Here is a 22,083-nt window from a genome sequence, read left to right as displayed (position 1 = left end):
TTGCCGAAACCGGTGCGGGAGTGGGAGAAGGGGACGGTGGGGCGCGGGTCCGGCGGACCCGAGAGGACCCGAGAGGACAAGGTGCGGCGAGCCCGAACGGGCGTCCGGGCGCCGCTGGCCGGGAAGGCCGCGAGCCGGCGTTCCGGCGGAAAACCGGCTGACAGGCGGTCCGCGCGGCTGCCAGACTGCTTGCCGCCGTCCGCCGACCCGGGAGCGTTCGCATGAGGTCCCAGCCGATCCTGCACACCGAGCGGATCCGGCTGATCCCGTTGTCCGCCGGACATCTCGAGCATCAGGTCGAGATGTCCGCCGATCCGGAAGTGATGCGCTATCTCGGCGGCGTGCTGACCCGCGAGCAGGCGGCGGCCGAGCTGCGGGCGACGCTCGCGTACGCCGATCGAGGCCTCGGCTGCTGGGTCGGGTTCGTCGACCGCGAGCTGGCCGGGTACTGGTCTCTGCGGCCGGGCGAATCCGAAGGAGAGGCGGAGCTGGGATACCGGCTGCTCCGCCGGCATTGGCGCAAAGGACTCGGCAAAGAGGGCGCGCGCGAGATGCTCCGGCACGGGTTCCGCGACGTCGGGCTCGACCGCATCTTCGCCAGGACGCAGGCCCGCAACGAAGCCTCTCGGGCGACGATGGCCTCGATCGGGCTCCGGCACGTCCGGGACTTCGTCGCCGAATTCGACCGCCGGTATTTCGCCCCGGGCGACGACCTGAACGCCGTCGAGTACGCCCTGAACCGAGAAGAGTGGCCGGCCCCGGGCTAGCGAAACAGGTTCACCCCGGCGCGCCGCGGAGGCGGATGGCGCCCCGCCCCGGCGACCCCATATCGTTGCGCGGCAGCCGTCCGGAGGTGGAACCCGAACCGTGCCCGACTACTACGCGGTACTCGGCGTGGGGAAAACCGCGTCCCCCACGGAGATCAAGGCCGCCTACCGCCGGCTGGCCAAGACGCTGCACCCGGACGCGGGCGGCACGGTCGGCACTTTCCAGCTGTTGCGCGAGGCCTACGACACCCTCGCCGACCCCAGCGAACGCGCGCGCTACGACGCGGGCGTCCCGGCCGCCTCGGTGCCCAAACCGCGGCCGCGGCGGCGGTTCGGCGAGCAGCCCGGCTACCGTCCGGAGGCGCCGGACATCGATCCGGAAACCCTGGAGTGGTGGTCGTTCGCGGCGGCCGATCCGCGGATGCGGCACGGGCGGCGGCGCGGGCCGGGGCACACGCCGGTCGTCGCGGCGGTCGCCGGCACGGTGCTGGTGTTGTTGCCGCTGCTCGCCGGGATCGACTTCACGCCGCCGGTGCTGATCGTCTGGCTCGCGCTCACCGCGGGCACCGCACTGCTCGTGCACCGGCTCGCCCGCGGCTTCCTGTCCGCCCGCCGCGCCCGGCACGAGTTCGCGGAGGAATTCGGCGGCAGCGCGGTGTTCGGCTCCCCCGGCGGCGAGGCCGACGAGCTGGCCGAACGGCTCACTGCCGACCTGCTGGAGCGGTACCTGACCCGGTTGCCCGGCGCGCGCATCTTCCACGGTCTCGCGTGGCCGGGTTCGGTGTTCGCCGACGTCGACCACGCGGTGTTGTGCGGGAAACGCCTGGTGCTGGTCGAATCGAAGCTGTGGCTGCCCGGGCATTACGAAACCGCCGAGGACGGACGGCTGCTGCGCAACGGCCGCCCGTTCCGCGGCGGCGGCAGCCAGCTGGAAGAAAGCCTGGAGCGCTACCGCGAACTGCTGCCCGGCGTCGCGCTGCGCGGCGCGATGATCGTGTACCCGAGCCGCGACGGCGAGATCACCACCGCCGAACCGGACGGCGAACCCGGTCCCCCGATGACGCCGGAGCAGTTCCTGCACGAGATCGGCGGCTGGCTGTCCGCCGAACCGTCCACTGTGGACCACAACGCGCTGCGCACGGTGCGCGCGCAGGTCACCGGGTCCGGCCGGGCGGCTTGACTCACCGGGGATATATCCGGCGCGTGTCACGCTGAGTGCATGACCACCGTCTCCGCGGACCGCCGTCCCGTGCTGCTCGCGCTGGCCGGGATCGGCGCGCTCGCTCTCGGTGCCGTGCTCGTGCTGCTGTTGCAGGTGGTGCCGCCGACGGACGAGATCAGCGCGACCCGGCGGACGATCAGCGAATACGGGCTGTCGGACCACAAATGGGTGTTCGATCTGGCGGTCGTGCTCGTCGCGGCCGGTTCGGCGGTCGCGTTCGCCGTGCTGCGGCTGCAGGGAAGGCTTCCGGTCCTCGCGGCGGTGCTCGGAGCGTGCTGGACGGCCGGGTTGCTGGTGATCGTCGCGTTCCCGAAGACCGACTGGACCAACGCGGCGGCGACCGGCGCGGGCGGCACACTGCACCGGATCGCCAGCGTCGTCGCCTTCGTCTGCCTGCCGCTCGCAGTGCTCGTCTCGGCACGCGCGGCCTTTCCGGACTCGCCGCGCCGCCGGTTCCTCGCCCGCGCGCTCGCCGTCGCGTCGCTCGCCTGGTTCGCCGTGATCCTCGGCGCGGTCGCCGTCGCCGCGCTGACCGACCAGCGCTGGTGGCTGCTCATCCCGCTCGGCCTCGTGGAACGCGGGATGGCGCTCACCGAACTCGTCGCGCTGGCCGCGCTGGCCGCCCCGCCGCGAAGCCGGCGCTGAGCCTCCCCGTTCGAACGAGGGACTCGCGATCGACGCGTAATAAGCGTACGCTTAGCCGCCAGCGACGGGTGCCGCGCCGTGGCATCCTGCGCAGGCAGTCCGAGCCAGCCCCGGACATCCGAACGAGCAGGCTTTCTCGACGATGAGGAGATCCCCGTGACCGCTTCCCGTGTGGCCATCGTGACCGGCGCCGGCCGTGGCATCGGCGCCGCCGTAGCCCGCCGCCTCGCTTCCGACGGGTTCGCCGTCGGCCTGCTGGACCTCGACGAGGCCGGGGTGAAACAGGGCGCCGAGGCGATCGTCGCCGACGGCGGGCGCGCGATCGGCGTCACGCTGGACGTCAGCGACGCGGAGCAGGTCGAGGCCGCGGTGACCCGCGTGGCCGAGGAGCTCGGCAACCCGACCGTGCTGATCAACAACGCCGGCATCACCCGCGACAACCTGCTGTTCAAGATGACCGAACAGGACTGGGACTCGGTGCTCAACGTGCACCTGCGCGGCTCCTTCCTGATGACCCGCGCCGTGCAGAAGTACCAGACGCAGGAGAAGTGGGGCCGGATCGTCAACCTGTCCAGCACGTCCGCGCTGGGCAACCGCGGGCAGGTCAACTACTCCGCGGCCAAGGCGGGCATGCAGGGCTTCACCAAGACCCTCGCGATCGAGCTGGGCAAGTTCGGCGTCACCGCCAACGCGATCGCGCCCGGGTTCATCGCCACCGACATGACCGCGGCGACCGCCGAGCGCGTCGGCATGAGCTTCGAGGACTTCAAGGCCGCGGCCGCGTCGCAGATCCCGGTGCAGCGCGTCGGCACGCCCGAGGACATCGCGAACGTCGCGTCGTTCCTGGTCAGCGAGGGCGCGGGCTTCGTGTCCGGCCAGGTCATCTACGTCGCCGGCGGACCGAAGGACTGATTCCGATGCGCGTGTTCTCCGATGTCGCCGAACTCGCCGAAGCCGTCGGCGGGACCCTGGGCACGAGCGAATGGCACACCGTCTCGCAGGAGCAGGTGCAGCTGTTCGCCGACGCCACCGGCGACCACCAGTGGATCCACCTCGACGCCGAAAAGGCCGCGGCCGGCCCGTTCGGCACGACGATCGCGCACGGGTTCCTCACGCTGTCGCTGATCCCCGCGTTCCTGCCGGAGATCTACCGGGTCGAGGGCCTGAAGATGGGCATCAACTATGGCCTCAACAAGGTCCGGTTCCCGCAGCCGGTGAAGGTGGGCTCGCGGGTGCGCGGGACCGCCGACCTGGTCGAGCTGACCGACGTGCCCGGCGGCAAGCAGGCGGTGGTGCGCTGGACCGTCGAAATCGAGGGCGAGGACAAACCCGCCTGCGTCGCCGAGATGGTTTCCCGGCTCATCCTCTGATCGTTGACCTAGCCTGAACTGGAGTCCTTCCGATGACCGAAACCGACCCGCCCGGCCTCGATCTGGCGAGGCTGCGCGCCCATCTCGACCGCGAGCGGCCCGGGCTCGTCTCCGGCGCTCTCACCGCGGAAGTGGTGCAGGGCGGGCGGTCCAACCTCACCTATCTCGTCTCCGACGGAACGCAGCGCTGGGTCGTGCGCCGTCCGCCGCTCGGCCACGTGCTGCCGACCGCGCACGACATGCGCCGCGAGTTCCGCGTGATGAGCGGGCTCGCCGGAACTCCGGTGCCGGTGCCGGAAACCGTTCTGCTGTGCGAGGACGCGGACGTGCTCGGCGCGCAGTTCTACGTGATGCAGTACGTCGAGGGCACGCCGTACCGCACCGCCGAGGAACTGGAGCAGCTCGGCCCGGAGCGGACGCGGGCGATCGCCGATTCGCTGGTGGACACGCTCGTCGACCTGCACGGGGTCGATCCGGAAGCGGTCGGGCTCGGCGATTTCGGCCGTCCGGAAGGCTTTCTCGAACGCCAGCTGCGCCGGTGGAAGAAGCAGCTGGACGGTTCGCGCAGCCGCGACCTGCCGGGCGCGGACCGGCTGCACGACCAGCTCGCCGCGGCGATCCCGGCGTCCGGGCCGCCCGCCATCGTGCACGGCGACTACCGGCTCGACAACGTGCTCGTCGACGGCGAGGACCGGATCACCGCGGTGCTGGACTGGGAGATGTCCACGCTCGGCGACCCGCTCACCGACCTCGGCCTGATGATCACCTATGCGCAGCGCGACCAGCTCTCGCTGCCGATGGTGTCCAATGCCAGCAGCGCGCCCGGGTATCCGGACACCGAAGAGACGATCGCCCGCTACGCGCAGCGGTCCGGCCGCGACCTGTCGGCGCTGAACTGGTACGTGAGCTTCGCGTTCTTCAAGCTCGCGGTGATCCTCGAGGGCATCTACTTCCGTTTCCAGCAAGGCAAAACCGTCGGCGAGGGCTTCGACCAGATCGGCGCCGCCGTCGCTCCCCTGATCGAGCAGGGCGCCAAGACGCTCACCAAGGAGAACTGATGGACTTCGCGTTCGACGCCCGCACCGAGGAACTGCGCGGGCAGCTGCTGGAATTCATGGATTCGCACGTCTACCCCGCCGAGGCGGTTTTCCACGAGCAGCTGGCCGCGCGCACCGATCCGTGGTCGCCGCCGCCGATCGTCGACGAGCTGAAGGCCGAGGCGCGCAAGCGCGGGCTGTGGAACTTCTTCCTGCCCGGCGACCACGGCGCGGGGCTGACCAACCTGCAGTACGCGCCGCTCGCCGAGATCACCGGCCGCAGCCCGCACCTCGCGCCCGCCGCGGTGAACTGCGCAGCGCCGGACACCGGGAACATGGAAGTGCTCACCATGTTCGGCAGCGAGCAGCAGAAGAAGCAGTGGCTGGAACCGTTGCTGGCCGGGGAGATCCGCTCCGCGTTCGCGATGACCGAACCCGACGTGGCCTCTTCGGACGCGCGCAACATCGCGACCAGCATCCGGCGCGAGGGCGACGAGTACGTCGTCAACGGGCGCAAGTGGTACATCACCGGCGCGATGAACCCGAACTGCAAGATCTTCATCGTGATGGGCAAAACCGATCCGGACGCGCCCGCGCACAAGCAGCAGAGCATGATCCTCGTCCCGCGCGACACGCCGGGGCTGACCGTCGTGCGCGGCATGCAGGTGTTCGGCTACACCGACGGCGACCACGGCGGGCACGCCGAGGTGCTGTTCGAGGACGTGCGGGTGCCCGCGGAAAACCTGATCGCCGACGAGGGTTCCGGGTTCGCCATCGCGCAGGCCCGCCTCGGGCCGGGCCGCATCCACCACTGCATGCGCGCGATCGGCATGGCGGAGCGGGCGCTGGAGGCGTTGTGCCGCCGCACGCTGTCGCGCGAGACGTTCGGCCGTCCGATCGCCGATTCCGGCGTGGTGCAGGACTGGATCGCCGAGGCGCGCGTGCGGATCGAACAGCAGCGGCTGCTGGTGCTCAAGACCGCGTGGCTGATGGACACCGTCGGCAACCAGGGCGCGCACACCGAGATCCAGGCGATCAAGATCTCCACCCCGCTGGCCGTCGAATGGATCCTGGACAAGGCGATCCAGGCGCACGGCGCGGGCGGCGTTTCGCAGGACTTCCCGCTGGCGGAGATCTGGGCCGGCGTGCGCACGCTGCGGCTGGCCGACGGTCCGGACGAGGTGCACAAGCGGTCGCTGGCGCGGCGCGAGCTGAAGAAGTACCGGACGGAGGCGGGCAAATGACCGCCGAGGAGCTGCGGGCGCAGGTCGCCGCGTTCCTGGCTGAGCACGACCCGGCGTCGATGTCCGCTCTGGACTTCCTGCGAGCTCGGTTCGACGCCGGGCTTGCCTGGGTGCACTTCCCCGAGGGACTCGGCGGCCAGGGCGCTCCGCGGGCATTGCAGGCCGAGGTCGAGGCCGCCTTCGCCGCCGCCGGCGCGCCGGACAACAACCCGCGCCGGATCCTGATCGGCCTGGGCATGGCCGCGCCGACGATCCTCGCCTTCGGGACCGAGGAACAGAAGAAGCGCTACCTCCGTCCACTGTGGACCGGCGAGGAGGTGTGGTGCCAGCTGTTCAGCGAACCGGGCGCCGGCTCCGACCTCGCCGCACTGGCCACGCGCGCGGTCCGCGACGGCGACGACTGGGTCGTGACCGGGCAGAAGGTGTGGACGTCCAGCGCGCATCTCGCGCAGTGGGCCATCCTCGTCACGCGCACCGACCCGGACGTGCCGAAGCACCAGGGCATGACGTACTTCCTGTGCGACATGACCGCACCCGGCGTCGAGGTCCGGCCGCTGCGGCAGATCACCGGCGAGGCGGAGTTCAACGAGGTCTTCCTGACCGAGGTGCGGATCCCGGACTCGCAGCGGATCGGCGCGGTCGGCGAGGGCTGGAAGGTCGCGCAGACCACGCTGATGAACGAGCGCGTCGCGATCGGCGGCACCGCGATGCCGCGCGAGGGCGGCATGATCGGGCTGGTCGCGAAGACCTGGCGGGACCGTCCGGAGCTGCGCACGCCGGACCTGCGCGACCGGCTCGTGCAGCACTGGGTCGAGGCCGAATCGCTGCGGCTGGCCGGGGAACGGCAGCGGCAGCAGCTCGCGGTGGGCGCGCCCGGGCCGGAGGGTTCGGCGATGAAGGTGGCGTTCGCCGAGCTGAACCAGCAGCTGTCCGGCCTGGAGCTGGAACTGCTGGGCGAAGAGGGCCTGCGCTACGAGGACTGGACGATGCGCCGTCCGGAACAGGTCGACTTCTTCGGCCGCGACGCCGGGTACCGGTACTTGCGCGCCAAGGGGAACTCGATCGAGGGCGGTACCTCGGAGGTGCTGCGGAACATCATCTCCGAACGCGTGCTGGGGCTGCCGTCCGAGCCGCGGGTGGACAAGGACGTCGCCTGGAAGGACCTGCCCCGATGAGCACGCCGGACCTGCTGTACTCGGACGTGGAAGAGGATCTGCGGTCCTCGGTGCGCGCGCTGCTGACCGACCGCGCCGGGCCGGCGGCGCTGCTCGCGCGGGTCGAAACGGACACGCCGTACGACCTTTCCCTGTGGAAGACCCTGGCCGCCGACCTCGGCACGGCGGGCCTGATGGTGCCGGAATCCCTTGGCGGGCACGGGGCTTCGCCGCGCGAGGTCGCGGTCGTGCTGGAGGAACTGGGCCGGAGCGTCGCGCCGGTGCCCTACCTGGGCAGTGCGGTGCTCGCGACCGCCGCCCTGCTGGCCGCGGGTTCGGACCTGCTCCCCCAGCTCGCTTCCGGCTCGGTGATCGGCGCTTTGGCGGTGCCACTTTCGACCGCGCCCGGTTCTGCTTTCCCTTCCGCGGTTTCGTTTCTCGACGGAACCGTGACCGGTCGAGTGTCCACAGTGGTCGATGCCTCGGTCGCGGATCTGCTGATCGTTCCGGCGGTCGGCCCGGATGGCCCGGGGCTTTATGCCGTGGACGCTTCCGCCGCGACCGTGACCGAGGCCGTGTCGCTGGACCTGACGCGCCGGGTCGCCGATGTGGCTCTGGATTCCGCTGCGGCACAGGTGATTTGCACTGGTGCCGCTGCCGCGGAGGCTTTGGCTCACGCCCTGACCGCTGCGGCCGGGTTGCTGGCGTCGGAGCAGACCGGGATCACCGAGTGGGCGCTGACGGAGACTGTGACGTACCTGAAGGGGCGGTACCAATTCGGTCGCCCGGTCGGGGGTTTCCAGTCCTTGAAGCACCGGTTGGCGAACCTGTACACGGAACTGGTCAACGCACGGGCGACGGCCCGGTACGCGGCGGACGCGCTGACGACCGGGAACGACGTGCCGATCGCGGTGTCGGTCGCGCAGGCCCGGGTGTCGCCCATTGCGGTGCACGCGGCGGAGGAAGCGATCCAGCTGCACGGCGGGATCGGGATGACGTGGGAGCACCCCGCGCATCTCTACCTGAAGCGGGCCAAGAGCGACCAGATCGCTTTCGGCACGCCGGGCCGGCATCGGGCGCTGCTGGCGGACCTGGTGGATCTGCCTGCCTGAGGTTTTTGTCGGTGGCCGGGGTTAGCGTGGCGGGCATGTTCGCGACCCCGGCTTCGCCTTCCGATGTTCCGGCTTGGGCTCATGAACGGCCGGAAATCCATCCCCCGGATCCGAAGTGGGCGACGCGGGGCTCCGACCTGTGCGCTCAGGTCGCCCGCTTGCTCGCTCCGTGGCTCGCTCCTGGGCAGGTGGAGCATGTCGGCTCGACCGCGGTGCCCGGGTTGGCAGCCAAACCGGTGCTCGACGTGATGGCCCCGATGCGGGATCTGTCCCCATCGACGGTCTCGGCGGTGGTGCCGGTGCTTTCCGCTGACGGGTGGTGTTTCGTGCCGCCGTCGCTGGATGTCGCGGCCCCTTGGCGACGGTTCTTCGTGCTGCCTGATGCGTCGGGGCTGCGTCGGGTGGCGCATCTGCATTTGCTGCCGGAGGGACATCCGAGGTGGCATGCCCAGCTTCGCTTCCGGGACGCCCTGCGGGCGGATCCCGGGTTGGCGGCGGAGTATGCGGAGGTGAAGCGGCGGTTGGCCGGGGAGGTGACGGATCGGGAGGAGTACACGGCGGGGAAGACAGACTTCGTGCGGCGGGGTCTGGGCGGCTGAGGGGCGGTTTAGGGGCGACCATCGCTGTTCGAGCCGCGTTGAACTCAGCATGGTCGCGCCCCCACCGCGCGACCATGCCAACCTCTGCACGCCAATCCCTCGGCGATTCAGTGCGCTTCGGCGATCGTCCCGCCGGACCTCGCCGACCCCAGCCCGTTGCCGCGGCCAGCCTGTCGGACCGGCCTCTTCGTCCCGTTCCACCGGGACCCGCCTCGGCGTCATCCCCGGCGCCCGAACCAGCCCAGCCACTCCCGCCGACCCGAACGCGGCTCCCTGACCGCTCCGAACCCCATCGCGCCTAGCTTCGCCGGTCGCACGGCAGGTGGCGACGAGGCCGCACCCCTCGGAACGGCGGCCTCGTCGCCAAACTCCCACCCGGGCTCGAGCGAGGTCAGCCGTGGTACCCGGCCACGATCTTCGTGAACGCGTACTTCGGCTGCGAGATTCCGCTGCACTCCCCGCCGCCCGAGCAGTCGCGGTTCGTTGCCCAGAACGTGAAGCGGCCCAGGTGATGGCTGGTCGCGTAGTCGCGGATCGCGGTGAAGTCCGACACCGACACGACCTCGCCGGCGTTGTCTGTCTTGCCGTTCATCGACGACAGGCCCGCGTGGCGGTACGCCGTGGCGCTGTCCCAGCCGAACGTCGACTTCAGCTGCGAAACCAGACCGTCCACCGCGGACTTCGTCTTGCCCGCCATGTCGCCGCCGCTGGAGAAGTCGAACGGCATCACCGACCACACGTCCACCGGCGCGCCGATCGCCTTCGCCTGCTTGATCAGCCGCTTGCCCCAGTCGTTCGGGCCGGTCGTTTCGGTCCCGATCGTGATCACGACGCGCACGCCCGGGTTCTTCTGCTTGGTGATCTTGACCGCGTTCAGGATCCGGTCCTGCACGGTCGCGTTCTCGAACTCGTCGGTGTTCTCGATGTCGAGGTCGATCGCCTTCAGGGCGTACGCGTCGATCACCTTCTGGTATGCCCCGGCCAGCGCCGAGGCGGACGAGCACTTCGCGCCCAGTTTCGTCCCGGACCAGCCGCCGAAGGACGGGATGACGTCGCCGCCCGCGTCGCGGATGCTGGTGATCAGGGTTTTGTCCGAGCCGGTCAGGGAACGGTCGCCGTCCCATTTCGGGTTGCACGAGCCGTCCGACAGCATGAACGCCAGCGTGAACGTCTTGATCCCGGTCGCGGACATCGCCGCCGACGCACTGGTCTGCCCCGCCCACTGGTACAGGTACGGCGAAGCGAGCACCGGGTCCGGAGCCGCCGCGAGCTGCGGACCGGACGCGGACGCGGGCGCGGCCGTGGCCACCCCGGCCGCGGTCGCGAGAGCCGCCCCTGCCGCCGCCGCGAGCGCGGCCAGCCGACGCACTGATTTCATCGTGTTCCTCCTGCGAGCACCACGGAACACCTCCGGTTTGAGGCGGCGGGATCAACCCGGGAGGAGTGCACCCGGAAGGGTGCCGTCACACACTGGACTAGACCAAATCGGCGTGTCAAGAGCCGCAGCCCGAACGGCGCACCAGACCGGAAACACCGCGTCCGGCCGGATTTCCCCCGCCCGGGTGGGGTCGAAAGTCAGGGGCGGCCCTCGCCGAGGCCGTCGGAGAAGTCGTGGTCGCGGGTCTCCGGCAGGGCAAGCACGCACAGGAAACTGAGCACCCCGAGCACGACCAGCACCATCGAAACGGGCACCGTCGAGCCGGTCGACGCCCACAGGTCGGTCGAGATCAACGGCACGATCCCGCCGCCGAGCACCCCGGCGACGCTGTACGCGATCGACGCGCCGGAATACCGGTACCGCACCCGGAACAGCTCCGGCAGAAACGCGCCCATCGGCCCGTACAGCATCGCGAAACACGCCAGACCGCCGACGAAGCCGACCGTCAGCAGCACCGGATTTCCCGTCCGCAGCAAGGCGAACAGCGGAAACGCCCACCCCACCACCGAAACCGCGGCCGCCGCACTCAGCCGGCGGCGGCCCCATTGGTCGGACTTCATCGCGAATACCAGCGTCGCCACGCCCATTACGGCGGCCGCGATGAGCAGGCTGATCAGGACAGTCGTGCGCGGAATGCCGAGCGTGGTCGTCGCCATCGAAAGGCAAAATGTTGTGACGGTATAGAAAAGCGCGTGCGCGAGCACGAATGACAACGTCGACAGCACCAATACCCGCGGCTGTTTCCGCAGCAGCTCAAACAGCGGTACCTTCGCCTGTTCGGCCTTGTCCAGAGCAGCCTGGAAAACCGGTGTCTCGGCGATTTTGATCCGGATGTAGAATCCGACCGCCAGCAGCACCGCGGAGAACAGGAACGGCAGCCGCCAGCCCCAGGACAGGAATTCGGCCGCCGGGAGCACCGCGTCCAGCACCAGGAACAGCAGGTTGCCCAGCACGAACCCGATCGCCGGGCCGAGCTGTGGGAAAGCCGAGTACAGGCCGCGTTTGCCCGGCGGCGCGTACTCGGTCGACATCAGCACCGCGCCGCCCCATTCGCCGCCGAGTCCGATGCCCTGCACGAACCGCAGCACCACCAGCAGGATCGGCGACCAGAGGCCGAGCGTGCCGTAGTCCGGCACCATTCCGACGGCCACTGTGGACAGTCCCATCACCAGCAGGGACGTGACCAGCATGGACTTGCGGCCGATCCGGTCGCCCCAGTGCCCGAAAAGGATCGCCCCGACCGGGCGCGCGACGAACCCCACCGCGAAGGTGCCGAGCGACGCCAGCACCCCGGCGGTCGAGGAAAACGTCGGGAAAAAGACCTTCCCGAACACCAGCGCAGCCGCAGTCCCGTAAATGTAGAAATCGTAAAACTCGATAGCGGTGCCGATGAAGCTGGCGGTGGCGATGCGCGACAGATCGGCTCGCGCGGGTGCGGTCATTCCGGCTCCCTGTTCTCCCCTGCGGCCCGATGCCGCCCGGGGAGAATATCGGGTCACGCGTCGCCGGGCAGCTCCTCCATCTTCCGCTGCAGCTTGTTCATCCCGCCGAGCCAGCGGTCGGTTTCGGTGGCGCGCAAGGCATAGAAGTCGGCGACCTCGGCGTGCGGCAGCACCAGGAACCGGTTCTCGGCCATCGCGGCGAACAACGCGTCGGCCACCTGCGGCGGATCGATCGCACTGGCGCCCATCAGCAGTTTGCCGCGTTCCCCGGTCTCCTCGAGCATCGCGGTGCGCACGCCCTGCGGGCAGATCGCCTGCACGGTGATGCCGCGGTGCCGGTAGGTCGCCGACAGCCATTCCGCGAATGCCAGCGCGCCGTGCTTGGTCACCGAATACGGAGCCGAGCCAAGGCTGGTGAGCACGCCCGCCGCGGACACCGTCGCGACAAACCGGCCCTCGCCGCGCTCCAGCCAGGCCGGCAGCAGCAACCGCGCCGCGCGGACGTGCGCCATCACGTTCACGTCCCACGCCAGCGCCCACGCGTCCTCGTCCGCGTGCGCGTCGCCGAACGGCGCGACCCCGGCGTTGGCGCAGAAAACGTCGATCTCGCCGAGCGTTTCGCGGGCGGCGTCGATCAGGTCGGCCACCCCGGATTCGCTTGCCACGTCACCGGCGAACCACGTGCCGCCCACCTCCTCCGCGACTTCGGCGGCACGGTCGCCGTCGAGGTCCGCGACCACGATGCGCGCCCCGTCCGCCGCGAACCGCCGCGCCAGCGCCGCCCCGATCCCGCCACCACCGCCGGTGATGACGACTCCGGCGCTCACAGACCGCCGCCGAGCGTCACGCCGCCGTCGAGGACGACCGTCTGCCCGGTCATCCAGCCCGCTTCGGCGGACAGCAGGAACGCGACCGCCCCGGCGATGTCCTCCGGCACGCCAAGCCGCTTCATCGGATACGCCGCCGCGACTTCTTCCTCGCGCCCTTCGTACAGCGCGGTCGCGAACTGCGTTTTGACCACCGCCGGAGCCACCGCGTTCACGCGGATCTTCGGCCCGAGTTCCGCGCCGAGTTCCTGGGTGAGCCGGATCAGCGCGGCCTTGCTGACGCCGTACATGCCGATGCCCGGCGAGGTGCGGATGCCCGCGATCGAGGCGACGTTGACGACCGACCCGCCGTGCTCGCCCATCCACGCGTCCCGCGCGGCGCGGATCCACGACAGCGGCGCCACCACGTTGACCGCGAAGATCTTGCTCGCCGCGGCCGGGTCGACGTCCAGGGTCGGCCCGTAAACGGGGTTGATGCCGGTGTTGTTGACCAGCATGTCGAGACTGCCGAACTTCTCGACCGCGGCGGCGACCGCCTCCTGCTGATGCGCGGCGTCGTCGGCCTTGCCAGGCACCGCGATCGCGACGTCGGAACCGCCCAGCTGCTCAACGGCCTCCGCGAGCGGCTCCGGCTTGCGCGCGGTGATGCACACCTTCGCCCCGCGCTCGACGAGCCCCTTCGCGATGGCCAGCCCAATCCCCCGGCTGGCCCCGGTCACCAGGGCGACACGATCCTTGAACGACTCCACCACACCGTCTCCTTGTCCGACGCTGGACAGCCACCGCTAAGCGACCGCTTAGTCGCAGGATAACGGGGATGCCTCCGCATGCAACCTCCAGCCGTCGCCCGGACCGTCACAACACAGCCAGTAACCGGTGCCGCAACCCTTTACGCACACCCAAACCTCGTCAAGGACGCCCCGGCAGGCTCCGCCTGGAGGTCCGGCCAGCCACGTGGGATCGGCGTCACACTCGAACGCGCGCACTGAGGACCACCTAACTTAGGCTAGGGTTACCTACACTTGGCGCAGAGAGATGGGACTGGCATGGCGACACCTCCGGAGTTCGATCTGGTCGGAGTGGGTTTCGGGCCCTCCAACCTCGCGCTGGCGATCGCGGTGGCAGAGCACAACGGGACCTCGGCAGCGCCGGTGACCGCGCAGTTCCTCGAGCGGCAACCCGCCTTCGGCTGGCACCGGGGGATGCTGCTCGACGATGCGACGATGCAGGTTTCCTTCCTCAAGGACCTCGTCACGATGCGCAACCCGGCCAGCCGCTTCAGCTTTCTCTCGTACCTGCACGAACACGGCAGGCTGGTCGACTTCATCAACCACAAGACGTTCTTCCCGTTGCGCGTCGAATTCCACGACTATCTCGAATGGGCCGCGGCGAAGGTCAGCGGCCAAGTCGCCTACGGCAGCGAAGCCGTGTCCGTGCGGAGCACCGGTGATTGTTTCGAGGTCCGCACCGGCCATGGCGAGGTCCGCCGCGCCAGGAATCTGGTTTTCGGCACCGGACTGCGGCCGAACGTCCCGGCAGGAATCGAACCGAGCGACCGCGTCTGGCACAACGCCGACCTGCTGCGCCGGATCGGCTCGGTCCGCGCGCCTGGCCGGTGCGTCGTCATCGGCGCGGGGCAAAGCGCCGCGGAGACGACAGCCTTTTTGCACGAGCGCTTCCCCGACGCGGAGATCTGCTCAGTGTTCGCGCGATACGGCTACAGCCCTTCAGACGACAGCTCGTTCGCGAACCGGATCTTCGATCCCGAGGGCGTTGACGCCTACTACTCCGCCCCGGAGGACGTCAAGCAACGCTTGATGGATTACCACGGGAACACGAACTACTCCGCAGTCGACGTGGAGCTGATCGACGACCTGTACCGTCGCGTGTACCGGGAAACGGTCAAGGGCCGCCAGCGGCTGCGGATCTTCAACATGTCCCGTCCGGTCGAGATCGTCGAGGACGAACGAGTACGGGTCACGGTGGAATCGTTGGCCACGGGCGAGAAGACGGTGCTCGACGCCGATCTGCTCGTCTGCGCGACGGGGTACCGGCCCGCCGATCCGAGCGATCTGCTCGGCGAACTCGGTGCGCAGTGCCGCCGTGACGAGCACGGCCGGTTGCGCGTCGAACGCGACTACCGGCTGGTCGCCCCGGATCTGCCGGGAGCGATCTACGTGCAGGGCGGGACCGAGCACACGCACGGCATCACGTCCTCGCTGCTGTCCAACACCGCAGTCCGGGTCGGCGAAATCCTCGCCTCGATCCTCGACCGGCGCCCGTCGACGGAGTGGGACCCGGAGTACGCGGTGAAGGAGCTGGCATGACCGTCAGGGTGTCTCGCCAAACCGAACCGCTGCAGCAGATGACCGCGCTCGCGCGGGCCGGGTACGACGACTACGTGGTGTACGAGAACGGCGGAACCTGGACATTCGCAGGCGGGGCGCTCGCCGCGATCACCCTGGACTCCACGCATGTGCGAGTCCGCGGTGTCGTCGAGTCCGACACGGAGTGGTCTGGTTCGCCGGGCGCGGCGTTGCAGCAAGCGCTCGCCACGCTGCCGGTCCCGGAGTGGCGCGCCTACGGCCGGGTCCACTTCGGATACTCGGCTTTGCCGCCCGGATCGGGATTGCCCAAGCCTTCTGGCGAATTGGTCCGGCTGATCGTCCCCCGCACGGAGGTCCGCGTCACCGGGAACGAGGTGGAGATCCGCGGCGAGGACGAAGCCCTGGTGCGAGGAATCATCGACGCACCGTCGCCCGCACCGCATTCGCCGAGCAGGCCGATCGACGTCCGCGCGAGCGGCGCGGCGTACCGGGGACGGGTGGCGCGGGCCCTCGGGGAAATCCGGCGGGGCCGGTACCAGAAGGTGATTCTCTCGCGCAGCGTGCGGATTCCGTTCCCGGTGGACCTCGCTTCGACCTACGAAGCGGGCCGCCGCGCGAACACTCCGGCACGGTCGTTCCTGTTGCGGCTCGACGGCGCGGAGGCAGCCGGGTTCAGCCCGGAGGTCGTGCTGACCGTGTCGGCGGACGGCACCGTCGTGACGCAGCCGCTCGCCGGCACGCGCGCGTTCGGGCGCGGCAGCGAGCAGGACGCGGCAGCTCGCAAGGACCTCGAATCGAATCCCAAAGAGATCTTCGAGCACGCAGTGTCGGTGCGGACCGCCCAAGAGGAACTGCTCCGCGTTTGCCGCCCTGATTCCGTACGGGTCAAGGACTTCATGGGAATCAAGGAACGCGGCAGCGTGCAGCATCTGGCGTCCAGCGTCAGCGGAGAGCTCGCCGAAGGGCGTACGCCGTGGGACGCGCTGGAAGCCGTGTTCCCCTCAGTAACGGCGTCGGGGATCCCCAAGCGGGAGGCGATCGACGCGATCACGCGCCTGGACGAGGTGCGCGGTCTCTACTCCGGCGCGGTGGTGACCGCCGCGCACGACGGCTCCTTTGATGCCGCGCTCGTGCTGCGGGCCGTGTATCAGGAAAACGGCCAGGCGTGGCTGCGCGCGGGAGCGGGCATCGTCACGGAGTCCACGCCGGAACGGGAGCTGGAGGAGACCTGCGAGAAGCTCGGCAGTGTCGCGCCGTATGTAGTGCCCGCCTGAGCGCCGGTCAGGCTCGGCGGCGGTACCAGAGCAGCCAGCCGAGGTAGCTTCCGCCGAACGCGGCTGTTGCGACCCCGACCGGGAGCGTCCCCGCGCCGGCGATGCGCTGGGCGGTGAAGTCCGCTGCCAGCACCAGCAAAGCGCCCATCCACGCCGCGGGCAGCACCCCCGCACCGGGCGCTTTCGTCAGGCGCTTCGCCAACTGCGGGGCAGTCAACGACACGAACGCGACCGGTCCGACGACCGCGGTTGCGAGCGCACAGGCCATCGTGCCGACCAGCAGCAGGTACAGCCTGCTCGCCTCGACGCGCACGCCAAGGGCCAGTGCCGGGTCGTCGCCCATTTCCAGGATGTCCAGCCGCCGCGCGCCGACCAGCACAGCGGGCACGACGGCGGCGAGCGCGATCGCCGCGGGCCAGACGTGTTCCCAGCCGAGGTTGTCGAGGCTGCCGGTGAGCCACACCGTCGCCCGCGAAACGTCGGCCAATTTCGCGTTCACGATCAGATAGAAGTTGACCGCCTGCAAGATCGCGCTGACGCCGATCCCGACCAGCACCAGGCGATTCCCGCGCACGCCTCGCTGCCAGGCCAGGAGGTACACCGCCAGCGACGTCAGCAGACCGCCGCCCAGCGCGCCCAGCGAGATCCCGGCCAGCCCGCCGCCGAAGGCCAGGATCGCCAGCAGCCCCCCGGTTGTCGCACCGTAGTTGAAGCCGATGATGTCCGGACTGCCCAGCGGATTCCGGGACAGGCTCTGGAAAATCGCTCCGCTGATGCCGAGCGCGGCCCCGGCGCACACGGCGATGAGCACGCGCGGCAGCCGCAGATCGAGCACGGCGAAGTTCGTCAACCGGCTGCCGTTGCCCAGCAAGGTGCGGACGACGTCGAGCGGCGCGACGGCGATCGCTCCCACGCCCAGCGCGACGACCGCGAGTGCGAGAACCCCGGCGAACAGTCCGAGCGAAACCACGAAAGATCGGCGAGTCTTCATGCGCGAGCCGCCTTGCTCCGCCGCACCAGCCAGATGAAGACCGGTGCTCCCAGCAGGGCCGTCACGACCCCCACGTCGATTTCTTCCGGCGCGATCACTCGCCCCGCTACGTCGGCCGCCAGCAGCAACGCCGGCGCGAGCACCGCGCAGTACGGCAGCACCCATCTCTGCGCCGGGCCGGTGAACGCCCGGACCATGTGCGGCACGGCGAGCCCGACGAACACCAGCGGCCCTACCGCTGCCGTAGCTGCTCCGGCCAGCAGTGTCACGGCCACCAACGACAACACCCGCGTCCGGCCGAGGTGCGCGCCGAGTGCCTGCCCGGCGTCGTCGCCGAGTGCCAGTGCGTCGAGCGGCCGGGCGAGCAGCAGCGCCAGCACCAGTCCGACGGCCAGGAACGGCAGGACCCGGACGAGCGTGGCGCCGTCCGCGCGGTTGAGCGACCCGACTGTCCAGAACCGCATCTGGTCGAGAGTCTGCTGATTGAGCAACGTCAATCCTTGCGTGAGACCGGTCAACGCAGCCGACACGGCAGTGCCCGCCAACGCCAACCGCACCGGCGACGCCGAGCCCCGCCCGGCGATCGCGTACAGCACGGTGGCGGCGATCGCCGCGCCCAGGAACGCGAACCAGACGAACGCGCGCAGGTCCGTGAATCCGAAGACGGTCACCGAAAGCGCGGCCGCCGCGGAGGCGCCCGCGTTCACGCCGAGCAGGCCCGGGTCCGCGAGCGGATTCCGGGTGAGCGCCTGCATCACCGCACCCGCGACCCCCAGAGCCGCGCCTACCGCGATCCCGATCAGGGTGCGCGGAATCCGCAACGCCCATATGACGTAAGAGTAATCCGAGGCGTCCCGGTCGAACAGCACGTGGAACACAGTGCCCGGCGCGATCGTCCGCGCGCCGACGGCGATGCTCAGCAACGCCACGAGAACGAGCACGACGCACGCGACGACGAAGCCCGTGGTGCGACCTCTCACCCGGCCAGCCCGCGCGCGAGTTCGGCCTTGCTGACTTTGCCCAGCTTCGTCAGCGGGAAGGCGTCGAGGATCTCCAGCCGGTCCGGCAGCTTGAATTCCGCGACCCCGCGGTCCCGCAGGAAGGATTTGACCTCGCGCAGCGTCGGCGCCCCGCCCTTCAGCACGAGGAACGCACAGGTGCGCTCGCCCATCACCTCGTCGGCCATCCCGACCACCGCCGCGTCGTGCACCGCCGGGTGCGCGAGCAGGTGGTTCTCCAGCTCCTCCGCCGGGATTTTCTCGCCGCCGCGGTTGATCTGGTCCTTCACCCGGCCCTCGACGACCAGGTGCCCGGTCGGCAGCTGCCGTACGACGTCCCCGCTGCGGTAGAAGCCGTCCTCGGTGAACGAACGCTGGTTGTGTTCCTCGGCGCGGTAGTAGCCCCGCAACGTGTACGGCCCGCGAGTGAGCAATTCGCCGTTCTCGAGAACGCGCACCTCGTCGTCCGGGCACAAAGGACGGCCCTGCGTCTCGATGATCAGGTGCTCCGGATCGTCCAGGCGGGTGAAGTTCAGCAGTCCCTCGGCCATCCCGAACACCTGCTGCAACCCGCAGCCGAGCACCGGGCGCACCCGCGCGGCAGGTTCCGCACTCAGCTTCGCACCGCCGACCTGCAGCAGCCGCAGGCTGGACAGGTCCTCGTCGGCGAACTCCGCGGCGTCCATCCACATCAGCGCGATCGGCGGCACCACTCCGGTGACCGTCACCTTTTCCCGCTCGATCAGCGGGAAAACCGTGCTGGGACTGGGATCCGCGGCGAGCACGACCGTGCCGCCCGCCGCGTACGCGCCGAGCAGTCCGGGCGAGCACAGCGCGAAGTTGTGCGACGCGGGCAGCGCGACCAGGTACACGGTCGACTCGTCGAACCCGGACACCTCCGCACTGGCGCGGCCGTTGTACGAGTAGTCGTCGTGGGTGCGCGGGATCAGCTTCGGGGTGCCGGTCGTTCCGCCGGACAGCAGGAACAGCGCTACGTCCGAGGGATCCGGCTCAGGCAACGGGACGGGGTCCGCGGTCGGCAGCTCGTCGTTCGCCACGAACACCTGCCGGATCCCGGGCACCGCCTTCGTGACCGCCCGCGCCAGCGCGCGGTAGTCGAAGCTGTCGTCGTCGGCGACGAAGTACGCGACAGCCCCGCTCAGCTCGGCCAGCGGCACCATTTCCGCTTCCCGGTGCGCGGGCAGTGCGAGCACCGGCAGCGCGCCGATCCGCAGCAATGCGAAGAACACCGCGACGAACTCCGGGATGTTCGGCAACTGCAGGAGAACGCGTTCCCGCGGCGCGATCGACGGTGCGAGTCCGGCTGCTACCCGGCCGATCCACGCGTCCAGTTCCGCATAGGTCCAGCGAGCGCCGTCCGCGCCGACCAGTGCGACACGATCCGGATGCCGCTCAACGCCGTCGCGGATCAGGTGGTCCAGCGGCCGACCGGCCCAGTAGCCAGCCTTCCGGTATCGCTGCGCCAGCTCCTCCGGCCAGGGCACGCACCCCTCGAGCATCGCCACTCCCTGTCTTCTGGACGGAAACTTAGGTTAGGCTAGCCGACACTAGAGAAGGAAGGTGCTAGTGCGTCTCGGCGAACTTGTCATCGACGTCACTCCGCTTCGCACCAGTCCGGGCTTCCGGCGGATTTTCGCGGCGCAGACCCTGACCGTGGTCACGACGGCGCTCACGAACGTCGGGATCAACCTGCACGTGTACCAGCTCACCGGATCGTCTGCACAGGTCGGGCTCGTCAGTCTCGTGTTCGGGCTGGCGCTGCTCGCCGGGCTGCTGGCCGGAGGCGTCGCCGCGGACCGCATGGACCGGCGCGCGCTCGTGCTCGGCACCCGGTCGGTCGTCGCGGTCGTGCTGGCCGGACTGGCGATCAACGCGGCCCTGCCCCATCCGATGCTGTGGTTCGTTTATGCCGCCGCAGTCCTCGCGGGCGGGATCAACGGACTCGGCGGATCGGCGTTGATGGCGGTCGTGCCCGCGCTGGTCGACCAGCGCCAGCTCGCCGCGACCGGCGCCCTGTTCACCGTGACCAGCCAGTTCGGCGCGATGATCGGCCCGTCGATCGCCGGGCTCGTCGCCGCCGGGCCGGGCGTGGCCGCCTGTTTCGGGATCGACGCGCTCGGCTACCTCGCCGGCGTCGCGCTGATGTGGCGGATCCCGCCGCTGCCACCTGACGAAGAGCCCGCGCACCCGCTCAAATCGGTGGCCGAGGGAATCGGTTTCGTGCGACGCAACCAGGTCGTGGCCGGGCTGCTCCTGATCGACGTGTGGGCCATGGTCTTCGCGATGCCGTACGCCCTGTTCCCGCAGCTGGGCATCGAGGTGTTCCACGGCGGCCCGTCGACCGTCGGCCTGCTCTACACCGCGCCCGCGGTCGGCGCGTTCCTCGGTGCGCTGATGAGCGGCTGGACCGGCCGCTCGCGGCACAGCGGACGAGCGCTGATCGGTTCGGTTCTCTTGTGGGGCTTGGCGATCACCGCGTTCGGTCTCTCCGGATATCTGTGGCTCGGGTTGCTGTTCCTGGCGATCGCGGGTGCCGCGGACGCTATCTCCGAGGTACTGCGGCGCGCATTGCTGCAGCACTACACGCCGGATCGGCTGCAGGGCCGGGTGTCGAGCGTCTGGCTAGCCCAGGCCACGACCGGCCCGGCGGTCGGCAACGCGGAAGCCGGGCTCGTCTCGAAACTGCTCGGCAGTTCGGGCGCCGTGGTCGGCGGCGGCCTCGTCTGCGTTGCCGGGGTGCTGCTGGTCGCGGTCATGATGCCGAAACTGCGCCGAGCGACACTGCAAGGAGAAGGATGCCAGTCGCAGCCGTCAACGGCGTGAAGCTCTCGTACACCGACAACGGTTCCGGCGATCCGGTGGTGCTCGTGACAGGCACCGCGGCGGCGGGCCGGGTGTGGCACCTGCATCAGGTGCCCGCGCTGGTCGAAGCCGGGTATCGGGTGATCACCTTCGACAACCGCGGTTTTTCGGGCGAGGAAACGGATTTCACCATCGACGACCTCGTCGCGGACACCGCCGAGCTGATCACGCACTTGGATCTCGGCCCGACGCGGCTGGCCGGCACGTCGATGGGCGCGCAGGTCGTCACCGAATTGGCGCTGGCGCACCCGGAACTCGTCGCCAAGGCCGCCGCGATGGCGACCCGAGGACGACCGGACGTCCTGCGCCGCGCGATGGGCACGGCCGAACGGGAACTGCGCGACAGCGAGGCGAACCTGCCGCCGCGCTACGAAGCAGTCACCCGCGCGCTGCAGAACCTTTCGCCGAGGACGCTCAACGACGACGCGGCGATGACCGACTGGCTCGACCTTTTCGAAATGTCGCCCACGATCTGGACGCCAGGGCTGCGCGCCCAGCTGCGCCTGGACATCGCCGGGAACCGGCTGCCCGCGTACCGAGCGATCGAAATCCCCTTCCTGGTCATCGGTTTCGCCGACGACCTGCGCCTTCCCCCTTACCTGGCAAAGGAAGTCGCCGACGCCATTCCGGGCGCCCGCTACCTCGAACTCGACGGCTGCGGGCACTACGGCTACCTGGAACGCCCGGACGCGGTCAACGAAGCCCTCGTCACGTTCTTCGCGGCTGGACACGCCGACTGAGCAGATACTAAGG

General features: G+C 69.8%; 21 protein-coding genes. 14 read left to right on the top strand and 7 right to left on the bottom strand.

The genetic code is table 11. From position 1 onward, the window contains the following. The first annotated feature begins 221 nt into the window (after positions 1-221). From SSMG_RS12870 to SSMG_RS42955, 10 genes are all read left to right on the top strand, one after another. Positions 222-767, top strand: coding sequence for a GNAT family N-acetyltransferase (locus SSMG_RS12870; RefSeq protein WP_009076343.1), 546 nt, complete (start codon positions 222-224; stop codon positions 765-767). Positions 768-867: 100 nt separating this feature from the next. Next, on the top strand, positions 868-1,947 hold the full coding sequence (locus tag SSMG_RS12865; protein ID WP_009076341.1) for a DnaJ domain-containing protein: 1,080 nt from the start codon (positions 868-870) through the stop codon (positions 1,945-1,947). 39 nt (positions 1,948-1,986) lie between these two features. Beyond that, positions 1,987-2,634 (top strand): DUF998 domain-containing protein, encoded by a 648-nt coding sequence (locus tag SSMG_RS12860; RefSeq protein ID WP_009076339.1) that lies wholly within the window; start codon positions 1,987-1,989, stop codon positions 2,632-2,634. A 156-nt stretch (positions 2,635-2,790) separates the two neighbouring features. Further along, on the top strand, positions 2,791-3,546 hold the full coding sequence (gene fabG / locus SSMG_RS12855; RefSeq protein WP_009076337.1) for a 3-oxoacyl-ACP reductase FabG: 756 nt from the start codon (positions 2,791-2,793) through the stop codon (positions 3,544-3,546). Next, positions 3,543-4,004 (top strand): MaoC family dehydratase, encoded by a 462-nt coding sequence (locus SSMG_RS12850; protein WP_286157046.1) that lies wholly within the window; start codon positions 3,543-3,545, stop codon positions 4,002-4,004. The genes fabG and SSMG_RS12850 overlap by 4 nt, the downstream gene beginning before the upstream one ends. A gap of 32 nt (positions 4,005-4,036) precedes the next feature. Then, positions 4,037-5,062 (top strand): phosphotransferase family protein, encoded by a 1,026-nt coding sequence (locus tag SSMG_RS12845; protein WP_009076333.1) that lies wholly within the window; start codon positions 4,037-4,039, stop codon positions 5,060-5,062. Continuing rightward, entirely contained in the window at positions 5,062-6,285 is a 1,224-nt protein-coding gene (locus SSMG_RS12840; protein ID WP_009076331.1) for an acyl-CoA dehydrogenase family protein, read from the top strand. Before SSMG_RS12845 ends, SSMG_RS12840 begins: the two co-directional genes overlap by 1 nt. Continuing rightward, the gene (locus SSMG_RS12835; RefSeq protein WP_009076328.1) at positions 6,282-7,460 is read left to right on the top strand and encodes an acyl-CoA dehydrogenase family protein; all 1,179 of its coding nucleotides are present in this window, start codon (positions 6,282-6,284) and stop codon (positions 7,458-7,460) included. Before SSMG_RS12840 ends, SSMG_RS12835 begins: the two co-directional genes overlap by 4 nt. After that, complete coding sequence (locus tag SSMG_RS12830) at positions 7,457-8,551, top strand: acyl-CoA dehydrogenase family protein (RefSeq protein WP_009076327.1); 1,095 nt, start codon at positions 7,457-7,459, stop codon at positions 8,549-8,551. Before SSMG_RS12835 ends, SSMG_RS12830 begins: the two co-directional genes overlap by 4 nt. Positions 8,552-8,586: 35 nt before the next feature. Further along, the gene (locus SSMG_RS42955; RefSeq protein ID WP_009076326.1) at positions 8,587-9,150 is read left to right on the top strand and encodes a GrpB family protein; all 564 of its coding nucleotides are present in this window, start codon (positions 8,587-8,589) and stop codon (positions 9,148-9,150) included. 391 nt (positions 9,151-9,541) lie between these two features. Here SSMG_RS42955 and SSMG_RS12820 read toward each other — a convergent pair whose 3' ends face one another. The 4 genes from SSMG_RS12820 to SSMG_RS12805 form a co-directional block, all read right to left on the bottom strand. Beyond that, positions 9,542-10,528 (bottom strand): chitinase, encoded by a 987-nt coding sequence (locus SSMG_RS12820; RefSeq protein ID WP_199785892.1) that lies wholly within the window; start codon positions 10,526-10,528, stop codon positions 9,542-9,544. Between the two features lie 197 nt (positions 10,529-10,725). Then, positions 10,726-12,030: an MFS transporter gene (locus SSMG_RS12815; protein WP_009076324.1), complete on the bottom strand. Its 1,305-nt coding sequence runs from the start codon at positions 12,028-12,030 to the stop codon at positions 10,726-10,728. A 53-nt stretch (positions 12,031-12,083) separates the two neighbouring features. After that, a complete protein-coding gene (locus SSMG_RS12810) occupies positions 12,084-12,857 on the bottom strand; it encodes an SDR family oxidoreductase (protein ID WP_009076323.1) in 774 nt (257 codons plus the stop codon). Then, on the bottom strand, positions 12,854-13,609 hold the full coding sequence (locus SSMG_RS12805) for an SDR family oxidoreductase (RefSeq protein ID WP_009076322.1): 756 nt from the start codon (positions 13,607-13,609) through the stop codon (positions 12,854-12,856). The genes SSMG_RS12810 and SSMG_RS12805 overlap by 4 nt, the downstream gene beginning before the upstream one ends. Before the next feature lie 294 nt (positions 13,610-13,903). Here SSMG_RS12805 and SSMG_RS12800 point away from each other — a divergent pair, with 294 nt between their 5' ends. Next, the gene (locus SSMG_RS12800; RefSeq protein ID WP_009076321.1) at positions 13,904-15,184 is read left to right on the top strand and encodes a lysine N(6)-hydroxylase/L-ornithine N(5)-oxygenase family protein; all 1,281 of its coding nucleotides are present in this window, start codon (positions 13,904-13,906) and stop codon (positions 15,182-15,184) included. Next, complete coding sequence (locus SSMG_RS12795) at positions 15,181-16,458, top strand: salicylate synthase (RefSeq protein WP_050788164.1); 1,278 nt, start codon at positions 15,181-15,183, stop codon at positions 16,456-16,458. Before SSMG_RS12800 ends, SSMG_RS12795 begins: the two co-directional genes overlap by 4 nt. A gap of 7 nt (positions 16,459-16,465) precedes the next feature. On the opposite strand, the gene SSMG_RS12790 is transcribed toward SSMG_RS12795, so the two are convergent. The 3 genes from SSMG_RS12790 to SSMG_RS12780 are packed head-to-tail and all read right to left on the bottom strand — an operon-like array spanning position 16,466 to position 19,967. Next, positions 16,466-17,449, bottom strand: coding sequence for an iron chelate uptake ABC transporter family permease subunit (locus tag SSMG_RS12790; RefSeq protein WP_009076319.1), 984 nt, complete (start codon positions 17,447-17,449; stop codon positions 16,466-16,468). Continuing rightward, positions 17,446-18,429, bottom strand: coding sequence for an iron ABC transporter permease (locus SSMG_RS12785; RefSeq protein ID WP_009076318.1), 984 nt, complete (start codon positions 18,427-18,429; stop codon positions 17,446-17,448). The genes SSMG_RS12790 and SSMG_RS12785 overlap by 4 nt, the downstream gene beginning before the upstream one ends. Next, entirely contained in the window at positions 18,426-19,967 is a 1,542-nt protein-coding gene (locus tag SSMG_RS12780) for a (2,3-dihydroxybenzoyl)adenylate synthase (RefSeq protein WP_037717059.1), read from the bottom strand. Before SSMG_RS12780 ends, SSMG_RS12785 begins: the two co-directional genes overlap by 4 nt. A gap of 67 nt (positions 19,968-20,034) precedes the next feature. Between SSMG_RS12780 and entS the strand changes: the two genes are divergently transcribed. Both entS and SSMG_RS12770 read left to right on the top strand, forming a co-directional pair. Beyond that, positions 20,035-21,291 carry an enterobactin transporter EntS gene (entS, locus tag SSMG_RS12775; protein ID WP_199785891.1) on the top strand — a complete coding sequence of 419 codons (1,257 nt, stop codon included), beginning with the start codon at positions 20,035-20,037 and terminating at the stop codon, positions 21,289-21,291. Continuing rightward, positions 21,264-22,070 (top strand): alpha/beta fold hydrolase, encoded by an 807-nt coding sequence (locus SSMG_RS12770; RefSeq protein WP_009076315.1) that lies wholly within the window; start codon positions 21,264-21,266, stop codon positions 22,068-22,070. Before entS ends, SSMG_RS12770 begins: the two co-directional genes overlap by 28 nt. Positions 22,071-22,083 lie beyond the last annotated feature (13 nt).

The organism is Streptomyces sp. AA4 (assembly GCF_000158875.1).
Taxonomy (GTDB): Bacteria; Actinomycetota; Actinomycetes; order Mycobacteriales; family Pseudonocardiaceae; genus Amycolatopsis.
Note: the sequence above shows the minus strand (reverse complement) of the source record. Positions and strands in the feature narration are given on the sequence as shown.

Bases quoted from the DNA above. Each gene is read 5' to 3' on its own strand.
- SSMG_RS12870 (WP_009076343.1), top strand. From the start codon at position 222: ATGAGGTCCCAGCCGATCCTGCACACCGAGCGGATCCGGCTGATCCCG.
- SSMG_RS12860 (WP_009076339.1), top strand. From the start codon at position 1,987: ATGACCACCGTCTCCGCGGACCGCCGTCCCGTGCTGCTCGCGCTGGCC.
- SSMG_RS12845 (WP_009076333.1), top strand. From the start codon at position 4,037: ATGACCGAAACCGACCCGCCCGGCCTCGATCTGGCGAGGCTGCGCGCC.
- SSMG_RS12840 (WP_009076331.1), top strand. From the start codon at position 5,062: ATGGACTTCGCGTTCGACGCCCGCACCGAGGAACTGCGCGGGCAGCTG.
- SSMG_RS12835 (WP_009076328.1), top strand. From the start codon at position 6,282: ATGACCGCCGAGGAGCTGCGGGCGCAGGTCGCCGCGTTCCTGGCTGAG.
- SSMG_RS12830 (WP_009076327.1), top strand. From the start codon at position 7,457: ATGAGCACGCCGGACCTGCTGTACTCGGACGTGGAAGAGGATCTGCGG.
- SSMG_RS42955 (WP_009076326.1), top strand. From the start codon at position 8,587: ATGTTCGCGACCCCGGCTTCGCCTTCCGATGTTCCGGCTTGGGCTCAT.
- SSMG_RS12820 (WP_199785892.1), bottom strand. From the start codon at position 10,528: ATGAAATCAGTGCGTCGGCTGGCCGCGCTCGCGGCGGCGGCAGGGGCG.
- SSMG_RS12815 (WP_009076324.1), bottom strand. From the start codon at position 12,030: ATGACCGCACCCGCGCGAGCCGATCTGTCGCGCATCGCCACCGCCAGC.
- SSMG_RS12800 (WP_009076321.1), top strand. From the start codon at position 13,904: ATGGCGACACCTCCGGAGTTCGATCTGGTCGGAGTGGGTTTCGGGCCC.
- SSMG_RS12795 (WP_050788164.1), top strand. From the start codon at position 15,181: ATGACCGTCAGGGTGTCTCGCCAAACCGAACCGCTGCAGCAGATGACC.
- SSMG_RS12790 (WP_009076319.1), bottom strand. From the start codon at position 17,449: ATGAAGACTCGCCGATCTTTCGTGGTTTCGCTCGGACTGTTCGCCGGG.
- SSMG_RS12780 (WP_037717059.1), bottom strand. From the start codon at position 19,967: ATGCTCGAGGGGTGCGTGCCCTGGCCGGAGGAGCTGGCGCAGCGATAC.
- SSMG_RS12770 (WP_009076315.1), top strand. From the start codon at position 21,264: ATGCCAGTCGCAGCCGTCAACGGCGTGAAGCTCTCGTACACCGACAAC.